Raw genomic sequence first — 25314 nt, 5'->3', positions numbered from 1 at the left:
CCGTCATGGATGACTTAATTAACGAATTCCTGACCGAAACCAACGAAAGCATTGGCGCGTTGGATAATGATGTGGTCCTGCTGGAGCAGGATCCGGGCAATATGGACTTGCTGTCAAAAATCTTCCGTATTATGCACACGATTAAAGGCACATGCGGATTTTTGGGCCTGCCGCGCTTGGAAAAAGTGGCGCACAAGGCAGAGGATCTGCTGGGTCTGTTCCGTGAAGGGAAAAAGACGGCTACGCCAGAAAATATTTCCCTCATTCTGGAAGCGTTGGACCGCATTAAGGACATTCTGGATGGTATCGAAAAAACCGGCAATGAGCCGGAGGGGGATGATAGTGTCCTGATCGCACGTCTGGAAGCCGCCGCCGTTGTTGGTGATGATGCGACTCCCATCGTTGCGGCGGTGGAACCAGAACCCATGCCGGAACCTATCGCGGATGATCCGACGGCGGGGATGGAATCGATTGATGACTATGTCCCCATTCCGGCCAGCGCCATGGGGGTGTCCAAACCGGAAGCGCCAGTTGAAATTGCTGCCGAAGCTCCGGTTGAAACGCCGCATGTGCTGAACGTACAGCCGCAAGCGGCCGATAAAGCCGCGGCCACGGGTGAGCATGGCGAAGTGCGTGGGGCGGCTGCACAGACACTGCGCGTCAGCGTTGACGTGTTGGAAGAATTGATGACGATGGTCAGCGAATTGGTTCTGACCCGAAACCAGATCCTGCAAATTTCGCGAATGCAGGATGACAGCACGTTGTCGTCGTCTCTCCAGCGCCTGAATCATATCGTCTCCGAGTTGCAGGAAGGCGTGATGAAAACGCGGATGCAGCCTGTGGGCAATGCCTGGGCGAAATTACCGCGTATTATTCGCGATATTTCCTCTGAATTGGGCAAGAAAATTGACCTGGATATGCAGGGTCAGGAAACGGAACTGGATCGCCAGGTGCTGGAGATGATCAAGGATCCGTTGACCCACATGGTCCGCAACGCCGCCGATCACGGGATTGAAAACCCGGAACAGCGTCGCGCCGCTGGCAAACCGGAAACCGGTAAGGTCAAGCTGAATTCCTATCATGAAGGTGGCCACATCATCATCGAAATTTCAGATGATGGCCGCGGCCTGCCGATGGATAAAATCAAGAGTAAAATTGTCCAGAACGGGTTGGCGACCGAGGCCGAGCTGGCCAACATGTCGACCCAGCAAATCCAGCAATATATTTTCCATGCCGGATTTTCCACCGCCGAAAAAATTACATCCGTATCCGGACGCGGTGTCGGTATGGATGTGGTGCGATCCAATATTGAGCAGATTGGCGGATCGATCGAGATGAAATCGATCGAGGGGAAAGGGTCGACCTTTACCATTAAAATCCCGCTGACGCTGGCGATTGTTTCGGCCTTGATTGTGGGTGTTGGTGAAGAGCGTTTTGCCATCCCGCAACTGGACGTCCGTGAATTGGTCATGGTCAATGCCAACGGGCCGAACAAAATTGAGAAAGTGAATGACTCGGAAGTGTTCCGCCTGCGCAACCGTATCCTGCCTCTGGTGTCCTTGCGCAAGCTTATGGGCCTGCCGCAGCAGGAAGGTTCGGTGGAGCGCGCGCGTCACATTGCCGTGATCAAGGTTGGTGGATTTAACTTTGGTTTGATTGTTGAGCGTGTGTTCGACACCGAGGAAATCGTGGTCAAGCCGCTCTCCAGTATCTTGCGCCAGCAACAGGTCTTCTCTGGGAATACAATTCTGGGTGATGGTCAGGTGATTATGATTTTGGATCCGTCCGGAATCATGAAAACGGCGGGTATTTTGGACAATATGTCCAAGCAGGCCGAAGAAGATGCCGAGGCCGAAGCCAAAGAAAATGTCATGGAAACACCGCTTCTGCTGTTCCGCGTGGGCAGCAAGGGGTTGAAGGCTGTGCCGCTGAAGCACGTGACGCGCCTGGAGGAAATCGAATTGTCCGAAATCGAGCAGGCGGGCGATCAGCGCGTGATTCAGTATTACGATACGCTGATGCCGGTGTTTTATGCAGGTCGTGCCGAGACGTTGCCGAAGGAAGGCAAGCGTCCGGTTATTGTGTTTGCCGCTAAAAATGGAATTGCCGGATTGATTGTTGACAAGATCATGGACATCACCAATTTCCGTGGCGAATTCCAGATCAAGTCGGATGGTCCGCTGGCAGGCAGTGCGATTATCGAAGGCCAGGCCGCTGATATTATCAACCTGACCTATGAGCCGGAAACGAAAACGGCATCACCTGTCATTCAATCCATCAATCATAATGGCCATGATGCCGACGAATTCGGGATGTATCAGGGGGCTGCAGAATGACACATGTAAAGTCGAACGAATATTTGACCTTTATGCTGGCCGGGCAGTTATTCGGGGTTTCGGTGTTGCAGGTCAATGATGTTCTGCGATCGCAGAAGACCACGCGCACACCGTTGGCCCCGCCGACAATCGCCGGAATCATGAATTTGCGTGGGCGCATCGTGACCGTCATTGACGTACGCCGATGCCTCAATCAATCGCCGGCCAGTGATGGGTCCGGCGGCATGAGTGTGGTTGTTGAGCAAAACGGGGAATTGTTTAGTTTGATCATTGATGCCGTTGGCGATGTTTTAACGCTTGACGAAGATAATATAGAACCGATTCCGCCAACCTTGGATGCCGCGTGGAGTGCTGTGGCCGCGGGTGTCTATAAGCTGCCGGACCAGTTGCTGGTGACATTGGATGTCAAAAAGCTTCTGGCGTCGGCGCAGTTTTACGAAAACAGCCTTGTGGAGGGTGTCGCATGACATTTTGCCTGATTGTTGATGATAGTGCGACCATCCGAAAAATCGCACGCAAAAGCCTGGAAGAATTCGGCTTGGTTTGTGAAGAGGCCGAAGATGGCGTGTATGCCTATGAATTCTGTCAGAAGCAAATGCCGGGCATGATTCTGCTCGACTGGAATATGCCGCGCATGAATGGCCTGGAATTTATTGAAAAGCTGCGCGGCATGGAAAACGGTAATGCGCCGAAGGTTCTGTTCTGCACGACGGAAAGCAGCATGGATCACATCATGAGCGCCATGAAAGCTGGTGCGAACGAATATATCATGAAGCCGTTCGATCAGATTATTCTGCGCACAAAGCTGGTTCAGCTCGACATTCTTGAAGATGTGGAGGCGTAATGACCGCCATTACGACCGGCCCGCAAAGTCCGCAAGAGGCGCCGAATATCCGCGTGATGATCGTCGATGATTCGGCGGTTATTCGCGCGGTTATCACGCGCACCTTGACGCCGGAGCAGGGCATTGAGGTTGTTGGAACGGCCCCAAATGGTGATTTGGCAGTCAAGGCGATTGCACGATTGCAGCCGGATATCGTCGTTTTGGATATTGAAATGCCGATTATGGACGGGCTGACGGCCTTGCCTTTGCTGCTCAAAGAAAAGCCGGACGTGCGTGTTCTGATTTGCTCAACCCTGTCGGCGCGCGGCGCGGATGTGACGATGAAGGCGCTGGCCCTGGGGGCCACGGACAGTATTTTGAAACCGGGCGGTGAATCAATTTCCAGCGCGGCGGATTTCCAGCGTGATCTGGTGCGTGTGATCCGGGTTCTGGGCCGGCCACGTAAAAAATATGCACCAGCCAATCACACGAATGGGGCTGATGCAGGCACGGGTGCGGCGAAAAAACTGTATCCGCAGACCACCGTAACGTTACGCCCGCATAAAGCGCCATTGCCGCCGAAAATTCTGGCAATTGGCAGCTCCACCGGCGGGCCGAAAGCGTTGATGGATATGCTGAAGGGGTTGAAAAACTTTCCCCTTCCCATCGTGATTACCCAGCATATGCCGAAGACATTTACGGCGATGCTGGCGCAACATATTGAACAAAACTGCGGGATTCCGTGTTTTGAAGGGGCTGAGGGAATGGTGTTGAAACCGGGGTCTGCCTATGTGGCGCCGGGTGGACTGCACATGATCTTTCAGAAAGGTACAGGTGAATATCCGGTGATTCATCTGGATTCGGGGCCGCCGGAAAATTTCTGCCGCCCGTCGGTGGATGTGATGCTGCGTAGTCTGGTTGATATTTATGGATCGCGAATTCTGACCGTCATTCTGACCGGTATGGGCAGTGATGGCTTGGAAGGGTGTCGCAAAGTCGTCGATAACGGGGGCAACGTTATCGCACAGGACGAAGAGACATCCATCGTATGGGGTATGCCGGGGGCCGTGGCAACGGCCGGGCTATGCTCTGCGGTCCAACCTTTATCTCAATTGGACGTGACAATTAAAAAGCTTGTCACAGGGTCATAACGCAGCAAGGGTGTAGAGTAGTATGGAAGTAGCTGATTTCGAGTTTTATAAGGTCTTGCTGAAAGATAAATCCGGGCTGTCGATTTCGCCGGAGAAAATCTATCTGCTGGAAACCCGTCTGGCCCCGGTGGTGCAGAAATGGGGCCATGGCACGCTGGATCGCATGACGCAGTATTTGCGCATGAAGCGTGATGAGGCGGTCATCAAGGATGTGGTCGAAGCGATGACCACAAACGAAACATTGTTTTTCCGCGACGATCGGCCCTTCAAACATTTCCGCACGGTTATCTTGCCGGAAATGTTGAAAAACCGTGCGAATACACGCAATTTAAAAATCTGGTCGGCGGCCTGTTCATCCGGGCAGGAGCCGTATTCGATTGCCATGACGATCGAAGAAGCCATTTTTGAAAAAACGGCCTGGAGATTTGATATCCTGGCCACTGACATCGCCGATTCCGTTCTGAAACAGGCGCAGGAGGGATTGTATAGCCACTTCGAAGTCCAGCGCGGCCTGCCGATTCAGACCATCATGAAATATTTTACGCAGGACGGCGATCGCTGGCGCGTTAATGATAATTTGCGCAAGATGATCCGGTTCCAAAAATTCAACCTGCTGGAGCGGATGGCCAGCGTGGGGCAGTTTGATATTATCTTCTGCCGCAACGTGCTGATCTATTTCGATGAGGAAACGAAGAAAAAAGTCCTGAATGGGCTGATGCAACAATTGGCCCCGGACGGGTATTTGTTCCTGGGCAGCTCGGAAACGGTTTTGGGCCTGTCCCAGAATTTGAAGCCCGTTGCGGCGTGTCCGGGCCTGTATACCGTGCAAAAGGCAGAAGCTGTGTCGCGTGAACCTGTAACCACAACCCCGAAGCCGACGACTATGGCACCTTCGTTGTCCAGAGTTTAAGGCCGTTTTTGACGGGTGGAAAAGGATCCGTATGGATTACAAACTGTGTTTTGTGGCCGGTGGCGGCGCGGAAGCCCGTGAGCAAACCAGCCGGATTGTTCGCGATAACAATCTGTTGTGCATTGAAATCGATACGATTGACCAGGTGATTGATGCGTGCAAAACCATCATCCCTGAAATGATTGTTCTGGATGATGAACATTCATGCGTTGAAATTAACCAGTGGGTTGGAAAATTACGATCTTTGCCGCGTGGAAATGGTCCGACCGTTTTGTTGCGTGAACCGCAAAACCACATCAAAGATTGCAAAGAAAATGCAGGCCGATCGGTGGATCGCCTGCACGTTCTTCACAATACGCATTTTCACGAAGAATTGCGGTTCTTTCTTCAGGACATCTGACTGTCCGCCTTTGCTTTTCCACGCTTCATAAAATCCTCCAGCTTGCGCAGCAGGACATAGAAGGCCGGCGTGAAGATCAGGCCGAAGAAGGTAACCCCCAACATCCCGTAGAATACCGCAATCCCGATCGCCTGACGCATTTCCGCGCCGGCCCCATGGCTGTTGACCAACGGCAGAACACCCATGATGAACGCGAAGGAGGTCATCAGAATCGGGCGCAGGCGCAGACGGGACGCCTCCACGGCGGCTTGCATGATTGTACGGCCCTGATGTTCAAGCTCGCGGGCGAACTCCACAATCAAGATCGCATTTTTGCACGCCAATCCCGCTAGGACGAACAACGCAATCTGGGTAAAGATGTTGTTGTCGCCCCCGGTGAAATAGATCCCCAGAATGGCCGACAAAATGGCCATCGGCACGATCAGGATCACCGCCATCGGCAAGGCTAGGCTTTCATATTGCGCGGCCAGCACCAGGAAGACGAGGAAGATACACAGCGGGAAGATAAAGATGGCTGTGTTCCCTGCCAGAATCTGTTGGAACGTCAATTCCGTCCATTCAAACGTCATGCCGGGGGGCAGGGTTTCGTTCAGGATTTTGGTAATCGCGGCCTGCGCCTGACCGGATGAAAATCCCGGTGCGGCATCCCCGTTCAAATCGGCGGAGCGGAACGCGTTATAGCGCATGGCCGTTTCCGGGCCGAATGTTTCGGTCACGGTGACGACGGATCCGAGCGGAACCATTTCCCCTTCAATATTCCGGGTTTGCAGGCGGAGGATATCCGCCGGGTTCGACCGGAAATCACGATCGGCCTGCGCTTGTACCTGATAGGTGCGGCCAAACTGGTTGAAATCGTTGATATAGAGCGATCCCAGATAAATCTGCATCGTGCGGAAAATATCATCGATGGGAATGCCAAGCTGTTGCGCCTTCGTCCGGTCAACATCCGCAAACAATTGCGGGACGTTGACGTTATAGCTGGAGAAGATGCCGCGCAGAGCAGGATCGGCATAAGCCTTGCCCAACACGGCCTGCACCGTATCGTTCAGGGCCTGATAGCCTTGGTCAGCGCGATCTTCGATCTGCAATTTAAAGCCACCAACACTGCCCAACCCTTGAACCGGCGGGGGCGGGAAGATGGCGATAAAGGCATCGTCAATCGCGTTAAATTTGGCTTGTAATTGCTGGGCAATGGCAAAACCATTCAGGTCATGGCCTTCACGCTTGTCAAAATCGTCCAGTGATACGAACACAATGCCCGCGCTGGATGAATTGACGAAGCCGTTGATGGACAGGCCCGGGAACTGCACCGCACCCTTCACGCCGGGGTGGGCCAAGGCGATTTCACCCATCTGGCGGATGACATCCTCAGTCCGTTCCAGCGTTGCGCCAGCCGGAAGCTGGGCGAAACTGACCAGATATTGTTTATCCTGTGCCGGGACGAATCCTTTCGGTACAAGGTTGAAGCTATAGATGGTGGAGGCGACCAGCGCGCCGTAAATCACCATCATAATTGCCTTGCGACGGGTGAAGACGCCGACACCTTTGGCGTATCCGCTTTGCCCTTTGTAGAACATCTTATTAAATCCGCGGAAGAACCAGCCGAACAGGAAGTCCATGACCTTGGTCAACCAATCCTTCGGTGCGTCATGGCTTTTCAACAACAGGGCGGACAATGCCGGGCTGAGCGTCAGGGAGTTGAACGTGGAAATCAGCACGGCAATCGCGATGGTCAGGGCAAATTGCTTATAAAACTGCCCGGTCAGGCCACTGATGAACGCAATCGGCACGAACACGGCGCACAGAACGAAGGCCGTGGCTAGAATTGGCCCGGTCACTTCTTTCATGGCCTGCATGGTGGCTTCGCGTGGGGATTTTCCTTCCTCAATATTCCGTTCGACGTTTTCAACCACGACGATGGCATCATCCACCACGATCCCGATGGCCAGAATCAAGCCGAACAGGGACAGGACGTTAATGGAGAACCCGAGCAGGTGCATGACCGCGAACGTCCCTACGATGGATACGGGAACGGCCAGCAACGGGATCAGAGATGCGCGCCATGTTTGCAGGAAGACAATAACGACAAGGACGACCAGCGCCACGGCCTCAAGCAGGGTGTGAATGACGGCCTTGATAGAATCCTTCACGAAGACGGTCGGATCATAAACAATCGAATAATCGACGCCTTCTGGCATGTATTCCTTCAATTCCGCCATGGTTTTGCGGACGTTTTTGGAAATGTCCAGGGCGTTGGCGCCAGGGGATGCAAACACCGGAATGGCCACCGCTTGCTGGTTGTCCAGAAGCGAGCGCAGGGCGTAGCTTTGCGCGTTGATTTCAACGCGGGCCACATCGCTTAGGCGCGTGACAACGCCGTTGGCATCACGTTTGATAATAATTTGTTCGAATTCTTCGGCGGACGTCAGGCGGCCCTGGACGTTCACGGGCAATTGAACCTCAATAGCGTCGTCATACGGGGGGCCCCCAATCATGCCGGCGGCAACCTGTACGTTCTGGGCGCGCACTGCGTTGACCACTTCGGTTGCGGTTAGATTTCGTTCGGCTACCTTGTCGGGGTTCAGCCAGATGCGCATCGCGTAATCACCCGATCCGAACAGGCGGATTTGGCCTACGCCTTCGATCTTTGCCAACTGGTCCTTAACATTCAGCGTGGCGTAGTTGCGCAAATACAGCATGTCATATTGGTTGTTGGGCGAGCGCAGGTGAACAACCATGGTCAAATCGGGTGAGCTTTTCACGACCGTGACACCCAGTTGGCGGGTGACCTCGGGCAAACGCGGCGTCGCCTGGGCCACACGGTTTTGCACCAGCTGTTGCGCCAGATCGGGGTCAGTGCCGATGGCAAAGGTCACGGTCAGGCTGAGGTTACCATCCGTTGTTGCCAGCGAGTTCATGTACAGCATATCTTCCACGCCGTTGATTTGTTCCTCCAACGGTGTGGCCACGGTTTCGGCAATCACGGCAGGGTTGGCGCCGGGGAATTGCGCATTGACCACGACGGATGGCGGGACGACCTCCGGGTATTCAGAAATGGGCAGATTGGGAATGGCCACCAGACCCGCCATGAAAATCAGGATCGAAATAACCGATGCAAAAATCGGACGGTCGATAAAGAAGCGAGAAAGATTCATGGTCGGAGTCCTTAATTAAATAAAATTTTCGTCATTCCCGCGAAAGCGGGAATTTAGAGTTTCTAGGCGCAGGTTATCCCGGTCTTCTGGATTCCCGCTTTCGCGGGAATGACAGGAGAGTGTGGGTTACGCTCTATTTGTGGGAAGCAGAGGCGGCATTGTCGCCTGTTCCGGCGCTGGTTTCAATCGAGGCCAGCGTTTTTTCAAATTGCGGGGCGACATCCATGCCCGGGCGAATGCGGATAATGCCGTCGGATACAATGGTTTCGCCTTCATTCAAACCGGACAGCACAATCCGCTTGCCGGCGACGCTGTCGCCCAACGTCACTTCGCGGTATGCGGTTTTTCCGTCATTGCCGATCACGTAAACGAATTTACGATCCTGGTCCGTGCCAATGGCACGGTCGGAAATGGCGATTTTATTTTCGGTCGACGGGCTGCCCATGCGAATGGTCGCAAACATGCCGGGCAACAATGTGCCATTTTCATTTGCAAACAACGCGCGGGCGCGAATGGTGCCGGATGACGTATCCAGGCGGTTGTCGAAACTGTGAATAAAGCCCTCGACCATCACTGTGCCGTCACTGGCCATCAGCTGAACCGGAATTTTATTTTCCGACTCTGTATCTCCGGCAATGGTGCGCACATGAGTCAGATAGGTTTGTTCGTCCACTTCAAAATCGGCGTAGATGCCGTTATCGGATACGATGGAGGTCAAAACCGGTGCGTTCGGGCCAGCTTCGACCAAGTTACCCTTGGTGATTTCGGCGCGGCTGATCCGCCCGGAAATGGGGGCCTTAACAAAAGCGTGATCCAGATTGATCTGGGCCTGTTCCAAGCGCGCCAGGGCGGCATTCACATCGGCTTTGGTGACTTGCACGGTGCTGACACGCTCGTCGTATACGCGTTTGGGAATGTCATCGGTTTTGACCAGACTTTCGGCGCGGGCCAATTCTTTCTGGGCCAAATCGGCACGGTCACGCGCAGCATTCACTTCGGCGCGGGCCTGATCGACGGCGGCCTGATACGGGCGCGGGTCGATGATGTAGAGTACGTCACCCTCGGTCACGATCTGGCCGTCGGCAAAATTGATATCCTCAATGCGGCCACTGACCTGTGGGCGGATTTCGGCATAATCAACGGCTTGCAACCGACCAGAGAAATTTTTCCAAATGGTCAGCGGGGCGCTTTCAATTTTTGCGGCGGCTACCGGCATCGCCTGCGGGGCGGCGGCGGGCAGCTCGACTGTGCTGGCTTGCGCAGAGGTGTTGGCATAGAACAGAGCCCCGGCGCTGCCCATGGCGATAAGGGCAACGGCACTGGCCAGCAGGATGGTGCGTTTGGATGGGATGGTCATATTCAAGTCTCCGTTTGTTGCACTGCTTCTATTTGTATTGACTGATTGGTCAAGTCCTTGGTCCAAAAAAACGCGGGATTCCCGCGACTTAAGCCTGTTTTGGGCCTTTGGCTCTTATTCTATTTAGGCGGCATCCGCCGCGTGATCAGAATCTTTCAGCCCCAACAGGCGGAGCAGTCCAGATTTCAAATTCCGTTCCAGATGGTCCAGCGAATTTTGAACCCGTGCCACCAGCATTTGTCCGGTGATGTAGTCCAATATTTCGTCGGCGCGGGCCTTGCAATCCGTATCTTGGGGGAGCAATCCCTCATTCACCAGATCGCGGATCGTGGCTTCGTAATACCGCTTCTTAAACGCAAAGATCTGTTCGATCTTGTTCTTGATAATGCTGTCCGTTCCGGCCAGTTCGCACCCCAATGATCCGCTGGGACAACCGCAAACATGGCCCACTTCACGCAGCATTTCCGCCTGTTTTTCAACAATCAAGTCGGCCAGCATGGTCAGCCGTTCTACCGGCGGGCGTGAGGCCGAAAAAATCATATCGTAAATCGGGCGCAGGACAGCCTCTTCATGGTCCAGCGCGGCAATGGACAAATCCGCCTTCGAGGGGAAGAAGTGATAGAAGCTCCCCTTCTTGACATCGGCGGCTTTACAGATATCGTCCACACTGACCGCGCCGTAACTGTTCATCCAGATCAGTCGTCCGGCTGTATCAATCAGTTTTTGGCGCGTATCTGTCGTTGCTTGGCTCATACTCTTACATTATCAAGACTTGACCGGTCGGTCAACAAAATTTTGATCCAATCGGTATATATTTTATAATGCTTTGATATATATGGGCATTATTCGGGTTTGCATAAGGTTGTTAGTCTGTGCCATAAGGCTTGCGCACAGAAAGGGCGTACAATGCTGAATATCTCCAACCTGACCTATAATATTGGTGGCCGGACCATCATCGAAGAAACCACCCTGAATATTCAGGACGGATGGCGCGTGGGCGTGGTTGGCGTCAATGGCGCGGGTAAATCGACCCTGTTCAAACTGATTACCGGGGCCCTGCATGCCGATGGCGGCACGATTTCCTTGAGCAGCCGCCAACGTTTGGGCGTGGTGCGTCAGGATATTCCCGAAACGGATATGCCGTTGATCGACATGGTGCTGTCCGCCAACGAAGAGATGGCGCAGCTGTGGAAGGAAAGCGAAACCGCCACCGACCCCGATCGCATCGCCGAAATTTTCCAACGTCTGGGTGATATGGATGCGTATGCCGCGCCATCGCGCGCCGCGACGTTGCTGACCGGTCTTGGTTTCCGCGAAGATCAACTGAGCGAACCGTTCTCGTCTTTCAGCGGTGGCTGGCAGATGCGGGTGATGCTGGCGTCTGTTTTGTTTGTGGAGCCGGATTTCCTGTTGCTGGACGAACCGACCAACCACTTGGATTTGGAAGCAATCATGTGGCTGGAGACATATTTGATGTCCTATCCGCATACGCTGATGATTATTTCGCACGACCGCGAATTGCTGAACAAATGTATCGACCATGTGATCCATGTCGATAAAAAACAATTGATGCTGTATAGCGGCAACTACGACACGTTCGAACGTGAGCGCGCTGCGCGTCTGGGCATGCAACAGAAAATGTTCGAGAAGCAACAAGCCGAACGGGCCCACATGCAAAAATTCATTGATCGGTTTAAAGCGCAGGCCAGTAAGGCCCGGCAGGCCCAAAGCCGTGTGAAGGCAATGGAGCGTATGGATCTGGTCGATGCGGTGATCGCCGACCGTGCGATTAAGTTCAATTTCCCCAACCCCGATAAAATCGCCCCGCCGATGATTTCCATTCGTCAGGCGGATATCGGGTATGTCGAGGGCAAGCCGATCCTGCGCCGTGTGCACGAAAATATTGATCCCGATGATCGGATTGCGTTGCTGGGTGCCAACGGGAACGGTAAATCAACGCTGATGAAGCTGATCGCCGGAAAATTGGGCATCATGGGCGGTGAGGTTGCACGGTCAAACAAATTGCGCATCGGGTACTTCTCTCAGCACCAGACCGAAGAGCTGGATGTGACCCAAACCCCGTACGAAGCCATGCGCGATCTGATGGCCAAGCATAAGCCGGATGTACGCGAACCGGTGGTGCGGGCTAAACTGGGCGCGTTCGGGTTTTCCAAGGATCTGGCCGACAATAAAATCGGATCCCTGTCCGGTGGTGAGAAGGCGCGCCTGTTGTTCGCGTTTATGAGTTTTGATGCACCGCATCTGCTGTTGCTCGACGAACCGACCAACCATTTGGATATTGATGCGCGTGAAGCCTTGGTGCAGGCGTTGAACGCCTATGAAGGGGCCATCGTTATCGTCAGCCACGATCCCAATATGGTGGAACGTGTGGCGGACCGCCTGTGGCTGGTGAAAGATGGCGCGGTTCAGAATTTTGACGGCGATCTGGAAGATTACCGGAAATTCATCGTCCAGACCCGACGGGAAGAGCGTAAAGAGAGCAAAAAGGAAAAGGTCGCCGAGGTGAAGCCGTCCGTGGTGGAGGAGCCCAAGCCTGCCCGCGTCAATCCGCACAAAGTCACCAAGATCGAAAAGGAAATTGAGCGCCTGAATGCCGAGAAAGCCAAGCTGGAATCCAAAATGGCCGACCCCGATTTCTACAAGGACGCCATGCGCGCCGCCGACGCCCAAAAATCATACGCAACCATTGTGGCTCAATTGGAAGAGCAGGAAGAATTGTGGTTAACGGTGAATGGGTAATTCGCGCTTCAGTGCTCTGAATAAAAAACGGCCCATCATTGGGGCCGTTTTTTATTATCTGCGCATTTTAGAAGTTTTTCGACACGCTCATAAAGAACCGGGGATCCTGGTCCTTCATCGTCTGTACGCTGCGGTCCAGCGGGACGGCGACGGTCATGTCGATGTTTGTGCTGCTGCCGATTTTTGCGCGGACGCCGACGCCGGCGGAGGTGGCCGTGTTGGCCTTGTCCTTGGCGTTTGTCGGGTCGTCGTTCCAGACACGGCCCGCATCATAGAAGCCGTACAGCTGGTGGCTGTTGGTGATGCCGAATTCGCCCGGCAGGTTCCATTGCACTTCAACCTTACCGGCGATGCCTTCGTCGCCGATGATTTCGGACGGGTCATAACCGCGACCATAGCCCATACCGCCAACGCCGAACTCTTCCGAGCTGAGCAACGGGCCGTTGGACAATTGTCCACGGGCGGCCAGCAACAGGTTCCATTGGTTGGCCAGACGTTGCAGGCGCTGGACTTCCAAATTCAGCTTGGTGAAGCGCGGGTCGCCATCGGGGCGAGATTTATTCGGGTCGTTCTTGCTGCTGGCGCCCAGAACGTCCAGCCCGTGGGCCAGTTCCAGATCCAGCACGTTCAGACCGGCGCCGAACACGCGGTCCAGTTTCTCCAAACGCATCCCTGTGCGCAGGGCGCGGATGTTATCCGTGCGGGTGTCTTCGATATTGTTGCGGGTGTCCACATCGCGCATGTCAAAGCTGAACATGGTGTACAGGTTTGTGTTCCGGCTGCGGATTACAGGGTAGTTCAGTTCAATGCCTAAGAAACGCGCGTTCCCCTTCACGTCGAATTCATCCAGCGTATAGCCCGGTTCAGTCGCGGTGTAGGAGGCGTCGAAATCCAGACGCAGGCCACGTGTGCCGATCGGTTGCGAATATCCGGCAGCAAAGTACGCCAGTTCCATCGGTTGACCCGGGTCCGGTGCCAGTACAGCCTGGGCCGTCAGGCGTTCGTTGTTGCCCAGCATGGAGTTCAAAGCGGCCGCGCCCGAGAACTGAATCGCGCCCAGATATTTGGTGCCGTAGTTGTCGATGCCGACAACGGCTTCGAACGGGTCACGTTGGACCAGAATGTTCAAATCGGCGGCGCCAACATTGGCCGCGTTCGGGGCCAAAACGCCACGGGCCGATACACCCGGCAAATCGTTGATAAACAGCAGATAGCGTTCCAGATCGGCAATGTTCAGCGCATAGCCTGCCGGAATACGGCTGGCGTAACCGCGGATCAGGTTCATCGCGGCTTCGGTTTCCGCCGGAGCACCTTCTTCCAGTGCGACATTGACGCTGTACAGGTAACCTTCAACAACTTGCAGGCGGACATTGCCGCCTTCGATCGTTTGTGGCGGTACGATAACCTGAGTCAGGATGTAACCATCATTGCGGTACTTGTTGGTCAGCGCCGCAGCGATGCCGTACAGGTCAGCCAGCGAAATGGTCTGGCCAACAGATTCGGCATACACACCACGCAACTCGGATTCTTTGTAGGCGGTTACGCCATCAAGGCGCAGATTGTTCAAAGTGAATTGAATGTTTTCTGAACCGGCGGGTGCGGCCTGTGCTTGCGGGCGGTCAACTTCGACGGCGGGCATTACGGCGCGGTCACTGAAATCCGGTCGCGGTGTTTGTTCTTGTACACGGCCTGGGCTGGCAGAGCCGGTTTGTGCGGTCGGCACCTGCGCGTATGCAGCGGTGCTCGCCCCCATCAGGGCGGCCAGAATCAAAGCGCGAAAAGAATAGTGGCGGATCATGGTATGGTGCCTGTCTTTTTTTAGAAATCAATCAAACTGTTAAGCCCCTCTTATTAGAGCATTGGCCGGGGTTTGAAAACACCCCCGATTGTGTTTCCCCGATTATGTTTTGGCCGGTTGGTGCGACGCACAATTTGAGGGGGTGTGTGGAGCGTCAAAATTATTTTCATAAGGCTTTCCGCCATTTCTGTGAACAAGGCGGGATAAAAGGTTAATTTTCCTTAATCATTTCTTGTCATCCGCGCAGATTTGGGGGTATACAACCCCATCCAAATTCAAATGATTCTGCCTTTCTGCGTACCTTGCCCGGCGCACCGCGCCACGGGCCAATACATGACACGTAATTATTCACCATTGGGCGACCAAGACGGGGACTTTATAAAATGACAACACAACGCGGCACCGTAAACAAATTCCTCTCCACTTCGGCCCTGACACTGGGCTTGATCGCATCGGCCAGCGCGACCGCAAACGCGATGGATGCAAACACAACACCGACGGGGGAGCAGATCGTTGCCGGTTCCGCGACAATGGATCGTCCAGATGCCAGCACGCTGAACATCAACCAGAACACGGACCGTGTTGTCATTAACTGGGATTCGTTCAACATCGGCTCCAACGCCAAAACCGAATTTTTCCAACCGAATTCCGGATCGCTGGCCGTTAACCGCGTAACGGGCCGCAATTCCGATCCGACCCAAATTCTGGGAACGTTGAAGGCCAATGGCCGCGTCATGGTGCTGGACCGTAACGGTGTTGTTTTCGGTGCGGGATCCCGCGTTGATGTGGGCGGTATCGTGGCCTCCACCGGTGATGTGAATGATGCCGCCGTGATGCGCGGCGATACCAAACTGGAACTGTCCAATTTTGGTGATGCGTCCGTTGTGAACAATGGCACGATTTCTGTGACGGGTGCCGGTCTGGCCGCTCTGGTCGCGCCGCATGTGGCCAACAATGGCGTGATCGAGGCGCGTCTGGGCAAAGTTGCTCTGGCCGCTGGCGGCGAACGCGCGACGGTTGATCTGTATGGTGATGGCCTGGTTGAAATTGCCGTTGGCGGTGCCAAGGGCAAGGCTCTGGCCGAAAACGCCGGTGTTCTGTCCGGTGCGACCGTTCTGATCACCGCGCAAGGCGCGAAAGAAGTCGTGGACACGGTCATCAACATGTCCGGCGTGGTGCAGGCCACATCCGCAACCGTATCCGGTGGCAAAATTATTCTGGATGGCGGCAACGCAGGTAAAGTGAAAGTGTCTGGCACGATTGATGCGTCTGGCGCAACGGGCGGCGGTGATATCAAGGTGACTGGCGAAGATATCGAAGTGACCAACACGGCCTTCGTCACGGCTGATGCGACGAACACCGGCAATGGCGGTTCCATCTATTTCATGGGTGGAAATAAAGCAATCTATAGCGGTAATTTCGCAGCGCGCGGCGGTTTGAATGGTGGTAACGGCGGTTTTGTTGAGCTGTCTGCTAAAAATGCTCTGGGTTACGATGGTGCTGTGACCACGATGGCTGTAAACGGTTTGGCGGGTTCCTTCCTGCTTGATCCGGAATTTGCCATTATTCACAGCGGATGGCTCGATCCGATCAGCTGGTATGATCTGATCATCAAAGCTGAAAATCTGGCTGATGACATGCACCGCAATGGCACTGTTACGGTGCAGGCGAACCAGTTTATTGATGTTGGTACCGATTTGCCGTTCTTTGGTAATGGCGACATCAATCTGGCCACGTACAATTATCAAACATGGGGCGTAACCGGATACATCAATTTCTTTGGTATCCAAATCCCGGTTTACGGTTTTATTACGCATAGTGGTAACGCAAACCCGGGTAACCTGGTTCTGGATGCCAATACGGTGAACTTTAACAAAAACTTGCTGATGGGAACCGGGAACCTCAGCGTTCTGGCGGATACGATAAATCTGAAGAGCCAGATTAAAGGTACAGACGGCGTCAGCACGGAATTGCTCGATCAATCTCGTATCAGCAGCACAGCGTCTCTGGTGAACGTTCTCTCTCCGTCGGCTATGATCCAGCAGGGTGTTTATCTGGCCGCAAATGGCGGTACGGTTGACGTGAAAGCGGGCACCTATAACCAAGGTGATATTCAAATTGATAAGGCCTTGACTGTATTGGGTGCGGGGAATGGCCAGACGGTTGTCGATGCACAGGGTTATGGCTCTGGCTTTATGATTAAATCCAGCAATGTGACGTTGGATGGCTTCGATATTCGTCGTAATCCGTCCAACAACAGCTGGTCTGGTTCCGGTGTCTGGGTGTTTGGCAAGGGCTGGGATACGGCCGCGAACGCAATCGACAACATCACCATCGGTGATAACGGCACGGGCCGCGGTGGCAACAATATTTCTGGCGGATTCTATGCTGGCATTTATCTGAGCCAAGGAAATGTTCACGATGTGAACATTGTTGGTAACACGATCAACGGCGCGCACACGGGGATTGAGAGCAACTCATCATATCAATACGGGAAGTTCGGTGGTCTGAATGTCGTTGCGAACACGATTTCCAACGTTCAGAACGGCATGGGGTTGAATTTCCTGACGGGCAATAACTATGTTGCCAATAACATTCTCTCCGGCGTCGTTTATGCAAATATCTGGGGTGGCATCTCGGATGCAGGTGCCGCTCTGCGTGTTTATAACAACAGTTTTGATGGCAACGCCCAGCGTTTGATCCAAAATAGCCATGGCTTCACGGTGAACGCTTCCGGCAACTGGTGGGGTACAAATAACGAAGCCACCATCGCGTCTAAAATGACCGGTTCTGTCGACTTCACTCCGTTCATGATGGGCGGTGCGGATACCAGCGCGGCGCGTGGGTTCCAGGGTGATTTCTCCAATCTGTTCGTGACCGCTCTGGGTGCGCAAACCGGTACGGTTGGCCGCGTTCAAGAAGGCGTGGATGATGTAACGGTTGGTGGCACAGTGACCGTGGGTGACGGCACGTTTAATGAAAACGTTCTGGTCTATAAATCCATGTTGCTGAAATCCGCAAACGGCATGAACGCAACCACCATTGCTGGTGTAACGGGCTTGGGTGCTGACTCGGTTATCAAAATTACGGCCGATGATGTAACGCTGGGCGGTGTTGGCCACGGGTTCAATCTGGTTGGTAACGGTCTGGGCAATGGCATCAATGTTGCCAATGCCGATGATGTGTCCGTTGTTGGCAACAAAGTCGGCGGTTCCGCTGGTCCCGCAATCAACGTATCCAGCAGTGATGCCGCCAACATTGCGGGCAACATTGTTCTGAACGCTGGTGCCAATGGCATCCATCTGGATCAAGTGAATGGTGCGACCGTAACCGGTAACACTGTTTCCAATGCGGCGTTCTCCGGCGTTCAGGCGCTGTGGGGCCGTGATCTGGATATCAGCGATAACGTTGTGGCGAATTCCGGTGCAAACGGCATCGCTTTGATGGCTGTTGGCGGAACGAACACAGTTGGTGGAAATACAATCAAGGGCACGGGTGTTGACGGCATTTATGCCAACAATGTGGCCGGGCTTGTGGTCGATGGTAATACCATCGGAACGTCGGCGGCGGCGATTGCCAACAACGGCATCAATGTTGAATATTCCGCTGGCGCGATTATTCGCGATAACCGCGTTAAAAATGCCGGCAATATTGGCATTAACGTAAACCGCAGCGCAGATGCCTCTGTTTTGGACAACATTGTTCGTGATGTGTCCGCAAACGGTATTAACGTTGCGTATTCTGATGATGCCAATGTTGAAGATAATACGGTCGTGAACGCCGCCAAGACTGGCATCAACATCAATCGCGGATCGAATATCACTGTATCGGGCAACACTTTGCGCGATATCGGCAACCAAGGCATCCGCACGGATCAGGTCCAGACGTTGAACGTTCTGGGTAACGTCCTGCGGAATGTCAGCTGGTCCGGTATTGAAGTTCAGGGTGGCAAGACCGTGACCGTATCCGGAAACAATATGGACGACGTACGTGGAAACGGCATCCAGATCAGCAGCAGCCAAGGGGCGGTTAACCTGCTGGACAACGTGGTGTCGGATATTCGCTTGCACGGTATTGTCGTAAATACGGCACCGGGTGCTGTTGTTGTTGATGGTAACCGCGTGACGGATGCGGGTGAATTCGGAATTTACACCAACGGCAGCAAAAACGTCGTTGTTTCCGATAACCGCGTTTCTGGCGGTAAGAACGGCATTGTTGTTCAAAACGCGGCGGCCAGCGCCAAGATTGAAAACAACGTTGTTTCCGGCGCGTCTGATGCGGGCCGTGTTGCCAGTGGTTACCAAACCGCAATCGGCATTTTGGTGAAGGACAGTGCCGGGGCCGTGAGCGTGACGGACAACCGGTCCAACGCGAACACGGGCGATGGTATCCGCATCCTGAACACCGATGGTGCAGTGGTGTCGGGCAACATCACCAATGATAACGGTGATAAGGGCATTATCATCAATCGCAGTGATAATGCGGTTGTTGATGATAACCGATCCAACGGCAATGCAACCGGAATCTGGGTTGAGTTGAGCAATGGCGTTGATTTAACCAACAACGTTATCCGCCACAGCAAGGTGGATGGTATTCACCTGCGCGACAGCGATAATACGCTGGTTCAAGGCAACCAGATTCTGAGCAACGATCGCAACGGTATCTTTGTTGAGCGTAGCGATAGTGCCGACATCTTCCGCAACACGATTACGGGTTCGGGTGGATATACGGGCGTTAAAGTGGAAGGCTCCAGCAACACGGATATCGGTGCAACCGATCAAACGTCCTGGGTACAAACCGGCTTCTGGCCGTGGCAGGGGCATTTCGTTACCACCGTTCGCGGCAACACCATCACCAATTTCGACAATGGTGTGACGGTTGCGGGCGGCAATGATAACGATGTCGTTCGCAACACAATTTCCGGCGTTGATTATGGTGTTCGTCTGTCCGGCGCAACCAATTCGGATGTTCTGGGTAACGATCTGACGGGTAATTCCATCGTCGGTATCGAAGTTGTTGCGGGCAGTCATAACGCTGTGATCGACAACAACACGCTGGATCATTTCGACACGGGTATCGTTGTAAACGGCAGCAACAATGTTGATGTCACGGACAACGACCTGACCGATGTTGGTTCCGGTATTGTTGCGGATGCGTCAAATGGCCTGCGCGTAACGGGCAATGATCTGACGGGCCGTTATAATGGCGGCACGGCGATCAGCGTGACCAACAGCGATGATGTGATCATCGGTGGTGGTACGTTCCTGATCTTCCCGTTTGACGTGAACAGCGCCGAAGGCTTCCGCGATGGTATCTACGCCAATAACGTCAGCAACCTGCACATCCGCCAGAATGACCTGACCGGTTATGGCCGCGGCGTTGGTATTGATGTTCGCAACAGCGATGGCGCGATTGTCGGTGGCGTTGATTTCCTGACCAGCTATGGCAGCGATGTGGATGGTTACAACAATGGTATCCGTGTGATCAGCAGTGATGATGTGGAAATCACCCAGAACGATGTCAGCAACAGCGCTAAAAACGGAATCATTGTCCGCAATAGCGATCGTGCCAATGTGTCCAGCAATGCTGTCACCTTCACGGGTAACGATGCCATTACAGTAAATGGCAGCCGTGATGCCGTGGTTAACGGCAACATGGCCTTGTTCTTTGGTGGCGATGGTATCGTTGCACGGAACAGCGGGAAAATCGAAATTGCGAACAACATTGTTGGTCTGGGCTGGGGCAACGGGATCGCGGTTGATGGCGGCAACAAAGCCCATATCCACGGCAACCTTGTTGGTTTGCTGGGCGGCGATGGTATCGTTGTGGCCGGCGCTGGTAACAGCCTGATCGAAAACAACCTGATCGCTCTGGTCGGTGGTAACGGCGTTACGCTGAAGCCTGGCAGTGGCTATGATTTCAGTGATGGGTCAGAAGTTCGTAACAACACCATTATGTTTGTTGGTGGGAACGGTGTTGATTCATACGACACATTCGGTCTGGTGGTGGATGGTAACACCATTACCAATGTGGCCGGAAACGGTGTGAATGTGGAAATCAGCCAGGACACGAAGATCGCCAACAACGTAATTGATGGCTTCGGCGGTCACGGTATTGCTGTTGATGATGAAAACGGGTCTGTCGATATCGCCTTTAACACGATCCAGAATGGTTCTGGTGATGCGATCAATGTTCGCGATTCGGAAAATGTTCTGATCCGTCGTAACTTGATCAACAATGTCGGGTCCGACGGTATTGATGTTGCAAACAGTGATGTGGTCGACATCCGCCGTAACGTGATCGATAATGTCGGTGCCGATGGCGTTGATGTGTCTGACAGCGGCGTTGTAACCATTCGCCGCAACACGATCAGCAATGTTGGTGATAACGGGATTGAGGCCGACGGCAACCGTCGTGTTCGCATCGCCCGTAACGACATCAGCAACGCTGGCGACAACGGCATCATGATCGATGACAACAACCGCGTTCGTATCGTTTCCAACCTGATCACCAATTCCGGCAATGCTGGCCTGTATGCGGCTGGTGCGGATAATGGTGTGGTTATTCTGGAAGACAACGTCTTCACGGGTAACCCGATCGGGGCCTGGTTCGAAAGCGGTATCATTGACCTGACCGGTGCGACCAACACCTTTAACGGTGGCGACATCGGCATGCGTTTTGCGCCCGTTGGCAACCCGAACGACCTGACGCTGGTTGGTAACACGATCGGCACCACGACGTTCAATGGCCAGTCGCAATACTACATCGAACTGGCAAATGCGGCGTTCTTTGCGCCGGGTCTGCCGACCATTCTGAACGGCTTGGATGCGTCGTATGACGGGTTTGTGCCGAATTCGGTGGGTGGCATTTTGACCAAAGCGCAATATGACGCGATTGAGTCGAAAATTTACCACTTCAACGATGATGGTTCTCTGGGTCTGTTCTTCTTCGGTGCCGTTCCGGGTATCGATGACGAAGACGTCTATAACCGTTATGGCGATCTGAACTGGGCCGGTGGCCGCTTCCGTATGACCATTCTGGGTCTGCCGAGCGTTCCGGGCGCAGGGGCGAACCGTGTTGGCGCCAACAGCGCCGCCGGCCAGCCGGGATTCACGGGCAACGTCGCTGAATTCCTGGCCAACCTGGCTCCGGCCGCGGGTGGTGATGATCAACAAGACGGTCAGCAGCAGCGTGGTCAGTCGATCAGCATTGCGGGCCAATTGGCGGATCTGGAACCGGCTGCGGGCGGTGAAGGTGGCGAAGTTTCCTGCTGGAGCGATGCCATGAACCAGGCTGCGGGTGGTGGTGCCGTCAGTTACAGCTTCGGTGGCTCGATGGAAGAGTCCTTGAGCCAGGCTGCGTCATGCGGCGGTGCCATTTAATCCACGCGAAATATGAATATAAAAACCCCGCTGTAGTGGCGGGGTTTTTTCTTTATGGCTTTTGATCCTGTTCCCGATTAAAACCAACGTCATGGACACGGATGTCGTAATTATTGGGGCCGGGGCGGCCGGTTTGATGTGCGCGCTGACCGCTGGCGCGCGTGGGCGGCGCGTGCTTGTGCTGGAACACACCGATAAAATTGCCGAAAAAATCCGTATTTCCGGGGGCGGGCGGTGCAATTTTACCAATCTGCATTGCGCGCCGGATCGGTATTTGTCCAACAATCCCCATTTTTGCCGCTCGGCCCTGAAGCGCTACACCCAATACGATTTTATTGATCTGGTGGCGCGGCATAAAATTCCGTATCACGAAAAAACGCTGGGGCAATTATTCTGCGATGATTCCGCCCGTGACATTATTGACATGTTGGTGCGCGAATGTGACCGGGGAGGCGTTGATATTCAAATTTCTACGACCGTGCAGGCGATTGACCGCGACGATGCTGGCCGTTTCATCGTGACGACATCACGCGGCGTTGTGGATTGTGCGTCGCTGGTTGTAGCGTGCGGTGGGTTATCCATCCCCAAAATCGGGGCCACGCCGTTCGGGTATGAAATTGCCAAGCAATTCGGTCTGAACATCATTCCCACGCGGGCGGGTCTTGTGCCGTTGACCTTCGACCCGGCGGTGCTGGACATGACGAAAGACTTAAGCGGTGTGTCCGTTGATCCCGTGCGCATTCAATCGCAATCGGGCATGGTGTTTGATGAAGCGATGTTGTTCACCCATCGCGGTATCAGCGGACCGGCTGTTTTACAAATATCGTCCTATTGGAATCCGGGCGAAGATATTTCGATTAATATGCATCCGCATGGTGATGTTTTGGTGTGGTTGAAAGATCAACGCAAAGCGCAGCCAAAATCGATGTTGCAGACCGTCCTAGGGGATATTGTCTCCAAACGGTTGGCGCAGAAGATTGCCGAGGATATGGATGTCGAGGGTCGCATGGCCGATTTGTCGGATAAAATTTTAAGGGCTGTGGCGAGCCGCATTGCCGATTGGCGTGTCAAGCCATCGGGCAGTGAAGGATACCGTACAGCCGAAGTCACGCTGGGCGGCGTCGATACGGATGATGTATCATCCAAAACGTTTGAGGCCAAAAACGTGCCCGGCCTGTATTTTATTGGCGAGGTTCTGGATGTCACCGGCCATTTGGGCGGATTCAATTTCCAGTGGGCGTGGTCGTCGGGCCATTGTGCCGGGCAGGTTGTTTAATGCTCAACAGCATCGTCCACACCGATGCCTGTCTGCGCCCGCAGGTGCAGGGCGTGGAACACGGCGCGGTCGGTTTGGCCGCGATCTGACCGATCGGTGACCGAAAACAGCCAAATCCCGACAAAGGCCGCCGTCATCGAAAACAGAGCCGGGTATTCATACGGGAAAATCGGTTCGTCATAGCCCAGAACACTGACCCATACGGTTTTGCTGAGGATCATCAGAACAACAGCGACGCCCAAGCCCATCGATCCACCCACAACGGCGCCGCGCGTCGTCATGCCTGGCCAGTACATGGACAGAAGGATGATGGGGAAGTTCGCGCTGGCCGCGATGGCAAAAGCCAAACCGACCATAAAGGCAACGTTTTGTTGTTCAAACGCAATCCCCAGGAAGATCGCAACGACGCCCAACCCAATGGTCGCCATTTTGGATACACGCACTTCCTGTTTCTCCGTGACATTGCCGCCCTTGAAAACGCGGGCATATAAATCGTGTGAAATGGCCGAGGCCCCGGCCAGTGTCAACCCGGCGACCACCGCCAGAATGGTGGCAAAGGCCACGGCAGAGATAAAGCCGAGCAGAATGTCGCCGCCCACGGCATGGGCCAATTGCACGGCGGCCATGTTATTGCCACCGACCAGCGCGCCATTACCATCGACGTAGGATGGTTGCCCGGTCAAAAATACAATCGCGCCAAACCCGATGATAAAAGTCAGGATGTAAAAATAGCCGATAAAGCCCGTGGCCACGACCACGGATTTGTTGGCGGCCTTGGCATCCTTCACAGTGAAAAAGCGCATTAAAATATGGGGGAGGCCGGCGGTGCCGAACATGAGCGCCATCCCCAGCGAGATGGCGGATATGGGGTCCTTCACCAACGTGCCCGGGGCCATAATGGCCGCGCCGCTGGTGTGTTTTTCAACGGCGGCCGCGAACAAGGCAGGCAGGTTGAAATGGAAATGCGCCAGAACCAGAACCGCGACAATGGTCGCGCCGCCCAGCAATAAGACAGCCTTGATCAGCTGCACCCATGTGGTGGCCAGCATGCCGCCGAATGTGACATAGGACACCATCAAAACGCCGACAATCACAACGGCGGATTCGTAGGGCAGGTGGAACAGAACTTCGATCAGTTTTCCTGCGCCCACCATCTGGGCAATCAGATAAAGGCACACTGTGGCCAGCGATCCGAATGCGGCCATGATGCGGATGGGGGTTTGTTTGAAACGCAATGACGCCGCATCGGAAAAATTGTATTTCCCTAAATTCCGCAAAGGTTCGGCGATCAGCAGCAGGATGATAGGCCAGCCCACAAGGAAGCCGATTGAATAAAGAAGCCCGTCAAAGCCAGAGGCAAAGACGAGCCCGGAAATCCCAAGGAAGGACGCCGCCGACATATAATCGCCGGAGATTGCCAGGCCATTCTGCCACCCGGTGATGCGCCCGCCCGCCGCATAGAAATCAGATCGCGTTTTTGTGCGCTTGGCCGCCCAGTAGGTGATGCCCAAACTGAGCGTCACGAACAGGAAGAAAACAATAACGGCGGTTACATTCAACTGATCCAGATTGGCGAGAAACTCACTCATCGTGCTTCGCTTTCTGATAAATCGTATGCAGCAAGGGTTCAATCAGGGTATTCGCGTACCAGACATAGAAGGCAGTTACGGCAAACGTTAAAAGGATCAAGCCCAATCCGAAAATAATACCGACCGAGGTCAGGCCGTTTTCAACAATCGGCCGCCCCATAAAATCCGGAGCATAGGCGACCAGAATGATAAATGTGTAATAGGCAATCAGAACAATCGCGGCCAGCGGGGTCGTGATGGCGTTGCGGCGTCTGAGCAATTCCGCATATTCCGGCATTTCGGTGATAGATTTCTGAAGATTTTCATGCATCGGATCACTCCATCGGTTACGCAGCCTTGGGTATTAAAATGTCCCTGTTTCCCGATTTTAACATGGC

Annotated in this window: 15 protein-coding genes; 9 read left to right on the top strand and 6 right to left on the bottom strand. The window is 54.0% G+C overall.

Annotated elements, in window-relative coordinates:
- The first annotated feature begins 5 nt into the window (after window positions 1-5).
- The 6 genes from MICA_RS09655 to MICA_RS09630 are packed head-to-tail and all read left to right on the top strand — an operon-like array spanning window position 6 to window position 5620.
- A complete protein-coding gene (locus tag MICA_RS09655; protein ID WP_014103562.1) occupies window positions 6-2336 on the top strand; it encodes a chemotaxis protein CheA in 2331 nt (776 codons plus the stop codon).
- Window positions 2333-2803, top strand: coding sequence for a chemotaxis protein CheW (locus MICA_RS09650; RefSeq protein ID WP_014103561.1), 471 nt, complete (start codon window positions 2333-2335; stop codon window positions 2801-2803). The genes MICA_RS09655 and MICA_RS09650 overlap by 4 nt, the downstream gene beginning before the upstream one ends.
- Window positions 2800-3180, top strand: coding sequence for a response regulator (locus MICA_RS09645; protein WP_014103560.1), 381 nt, complete (start codon window positions 2800-2802; stop codon window positions 3178-3180). The genes MICA_RS09650 and MICA_RS09645 overlap by 4 nt, the downstream gene beginning before the upstream one ends.
- Window positions 3180-4310 carry a protein-glutamate methylesterase/protein-glutamine glutaminase gene (locus tag MICA_RS09640; protein ID WP_014103559.1) on the top strand — a complete coding sequence of 377 codons (1131 nt, stop codon included), beginning with the start codon at window positions 3180-3182 and terminating at the stop codon, window positions 4308-4310. The genes MICA_RS09645 and MICA_RS09640 overlap by 1 nt, the downstream gene beginning before the upstream one ends.
- A 22-nt stretch (window positions 4311-4332) precedes the next feature.
- Window positions 4333-5220 (top strand): CheR family methyltransferase, encoded by an 888-nt coding sequence (locus MICA_RS09635; RefSeq protein ID WP_014103558.1) that lies wholly within the window; start codon window positions 4333-4335, stop codon window positions 5218-5220.
- A 31-nt stretch (window positions 5221-5251) separates the two neighbouring features.
- Window positions 5252-5620, top strand: coding sequence for a hypothetical protein (locus tag MICA_RS09630; protein WP_014103557.1), 369 nt, complete (start codon window positions 5252-5254; stop codon window positions 5618-5620).
- Here MICA_RS09630 and MICA_RS09625 read toward each other — a convergent pair.
- From MICA_RS09625 to MICA_RS09615, 3 genes are all read right to left on the bottom strand, one after another.
- Entirely contained in the window at window positions 5608-8775 is a 3168-nt protein-coding gene (locus MICA_RS09625; RefSeq protein WP_014103556.1) for an efflux RND transporter permease subunit, read from the bottom strand. The two genes, MICA_RS09630 and MICA_RS09625, sit on opposite strands and share 13 nt — an antisense overlap.
- A gap of 133 nt (window positions 8776-8908) precedes the next feature.
- Window positions 8909-10132, bottom strand: coding sequence for an efflux RND transporter periplasmic adaptor subunit (locus tag MICA_RS09620; RefSeq protein ID WP_014103555.1), 1224 nt, complete (start codon window positions 10130-10132; stop codon window positions 8909-8911).
- A gap of 123 nt (window positions 10133-10255) precedes the next feature.
- Window positions 10256-10885: a TetR/AcrR family transcriptional regulator gene (locus MICA_RS09615; protein WP_014103554.1), complete on the bottom strand. Its 630-nt coding sequence runs from the start codon at window positions 10883-10885 to the stop codon at window positions 10256-10258.
- 153 nt (window positions 10886-11038) lie between these two features.
- On the opposite strand from MICA_RS09615, the gene MICA_RS09610 reads away from it, so the two are divergent.
- A complete protein-coding gene (locus MICA_RS09610; RefSeq protein WP_014103553.1) occupies window positions 11039-12892 on the top strand; it encodes an ABC-F family ATP-binding cassette domain-containing protein in 1854 nt (617 codons plus the stop codon).
- A gap of 67 nt (window positions 12893-12959) precedes the next feature.
- Here MICA_RS09610 and MICA_RS09605 read toward each other — a convergent pair whose 3' ends face one another.
- Window positions 12960-14690, bottom strand: a complete 1731-nt coding sequence (locus MICA_RS09605; protein WP_014103552.1) for a ShlB/FhaC/HecB family hemolysin secretion/activation protein — start codon at window positions 14688-14690, stop codon at window positions 12960-12962.
- 383 nt (window positions 14691-15073) lie between these two features.
- Here MICA_RS09605 and MICA_RS09600 point away from each other — a divergent pair, with 383 nt between their 5' ends.
- Window positions 15074-22072, top strand: a complete 6999-nt coding sequence (locus MICA_RS09600; protein WP_014103551.1) for a right-handed parallel beta-helix repeat-containing protein — start codon at window positions 15074-15076, stop codon at window positions 22070-22072.
- Between the two features lie 91 nt (window positions 22073-22163).
- A complete protein-coding gene (locus tag MICA_RS09595) occupies window positions 22164-23348 on the top strand; it encodes a BaiN/RdsA family NAD(P)/FAD-dependent oxidoreductase (protein WP_014103550.1) in 1185 nt (394 codons plus the stop codon).
- On the opposite strand, the gene MICA_RS09590 is transcribed toward MICA_RS09595, so the two are convergent.
- Window positions 23345-24937: a cation acetate symporter gene (locus MICA_RS09590; RefSeq protein ID WP_041794028.1), complete on the bottom strand. Its 1593-nt coding sequence runs from the start codon at window positions 24935-24937 to the stop codon at window positions 23345-23347. The genes MICA_RS09595 and MICA_RS09590 overlap by 4 nt on opposite strands.
- Complete coding sequence (locus MICA_RS09585) at window positions 24930-25247, bottom strand: DUF485 domain-containing protein (protein ID WP_014103548.1); 318 nt, start codon at window positions 25245-25247, stop codon at window positions 24930-24932. Before MICA_RS09585 ends, MICA_RS09590 begins: the two co-directional genes overlap by 8 nt.
- Window positions 25248-25314 lie beyond the last annotated feature (67 nt).

Source organism: Micavibrio aeruginosavorus ARL-13 (genome assembly GCF_000226315.1).
Classification (GTDB): Bacteria; Pseudomonadota; Alphaproteobacteria; order Micavibrionales; family Micavibrionaceae; genus Micavibrio; species Micavibrio aeruginosavorus_B.
Note: the sequence above shows the minus strand (reverse complement) of the source record. Positions and strands in the feature narration are given on the sequence as shown.

Coding starts and splice junctions, on each gene's coding strand:
- MICA_RS09655 (WP_014103562.1), top strand. CDS start 6: ATGGATGACTTAATTAACGAATTCCTGACCGAAACCAACGAAAGCATT.
- MICA_RS09650 (WP_014103561.1), top strand. CDS start 2,333: ATGACACATGTAAAGTCGAACGAATATTTGACCTTTATGCTGGCCGGG.
- MICA_RS09645 (WP_014103560.1), top strand. CDS start 2,800: ATGACATTTTGCCTGATTGTTGATGATAGTGCGACCATCCGAAAAATC.
- MICA_RS09640 (WP_014103559.1), top strand. CDS start 3,180: ATGACCGCCATTACGACCGGCCCGCAAAGTCCGCAAGAGGCGCCGAAT.
- MICA_RS09635 (WP_014103558.1), top strand. CDS start 4,333: ATGGAAGTAGCTGATTTCGAGTTTTATAAGGTCTTGCTGAAAGATAAA.
- MICA_RS09630 (WP_014103557.1), top strand. CDS start 5,252: ATGGATTACAAACTGTGTTTTGTGGCCGGTGGCGGCGCGGAAGCCCGT.
- MICA_RS09625 (WP_014103556.1), bottom strand. CDS start 8,775: ATGAATCTTTCTCGCTTCTTTATCGACCGTCCGATTTTTGCATCGGTT.
- MICA_RS09620 (WP_014103555.1), bottom strand. CDS start 10,132: ATGACCATCCCATCCAAACGCACCATCCTGCTGGCCAGTGCCGTTGCC.
- MICA_RS09615 (WP_014103554.1), bottom strand. CDS start 10,885: ATGAGCCAAGCAACGACAGATACGCGCCAAAAACTGATTGATACAGCC.
- MICA_RS09610 (WP_014103553.1), top strand. CDS start 11,039: ATGCTGAATATCTCCAACCTGACCTATAATATTGGTGGCCGGACCATC.
- MICA_RS09605 (WP_014103552.1), bottom strand. CDS start 14,690: ATGATCCGCCACTATTCTTTTCGCGCTTTGATTCTGGCCGCCCTGATG.
- MICA_RS09600 (WP_014103551.1), top strand. CDS start 15,074: ATGACAACACAACGCGGCACCGTAAACAAATTCCTCTCCACTTCGGCC.
- MICA_RS09595 (WP_014103550.1), top strand. CDS start 22,164: ATGGACACGGATGTCGTAATTATTGGGGCCGGGGCGGCCGGTTTGATG.
- MICA_RS09590 (WP_041794028.1), bottom strand. CDS start 24,937: ATGAGTGAGTTTCTCGCCAATCTGGATCAGTTGAATGTAACCGCCGTT.
- MICA_RS09585 (WP_014103548.1), bottom strand. CDS start 25,247: ATGCATGAAAATCTTCAGAAATCTATCACCGAAATGCCGGAATATGCG.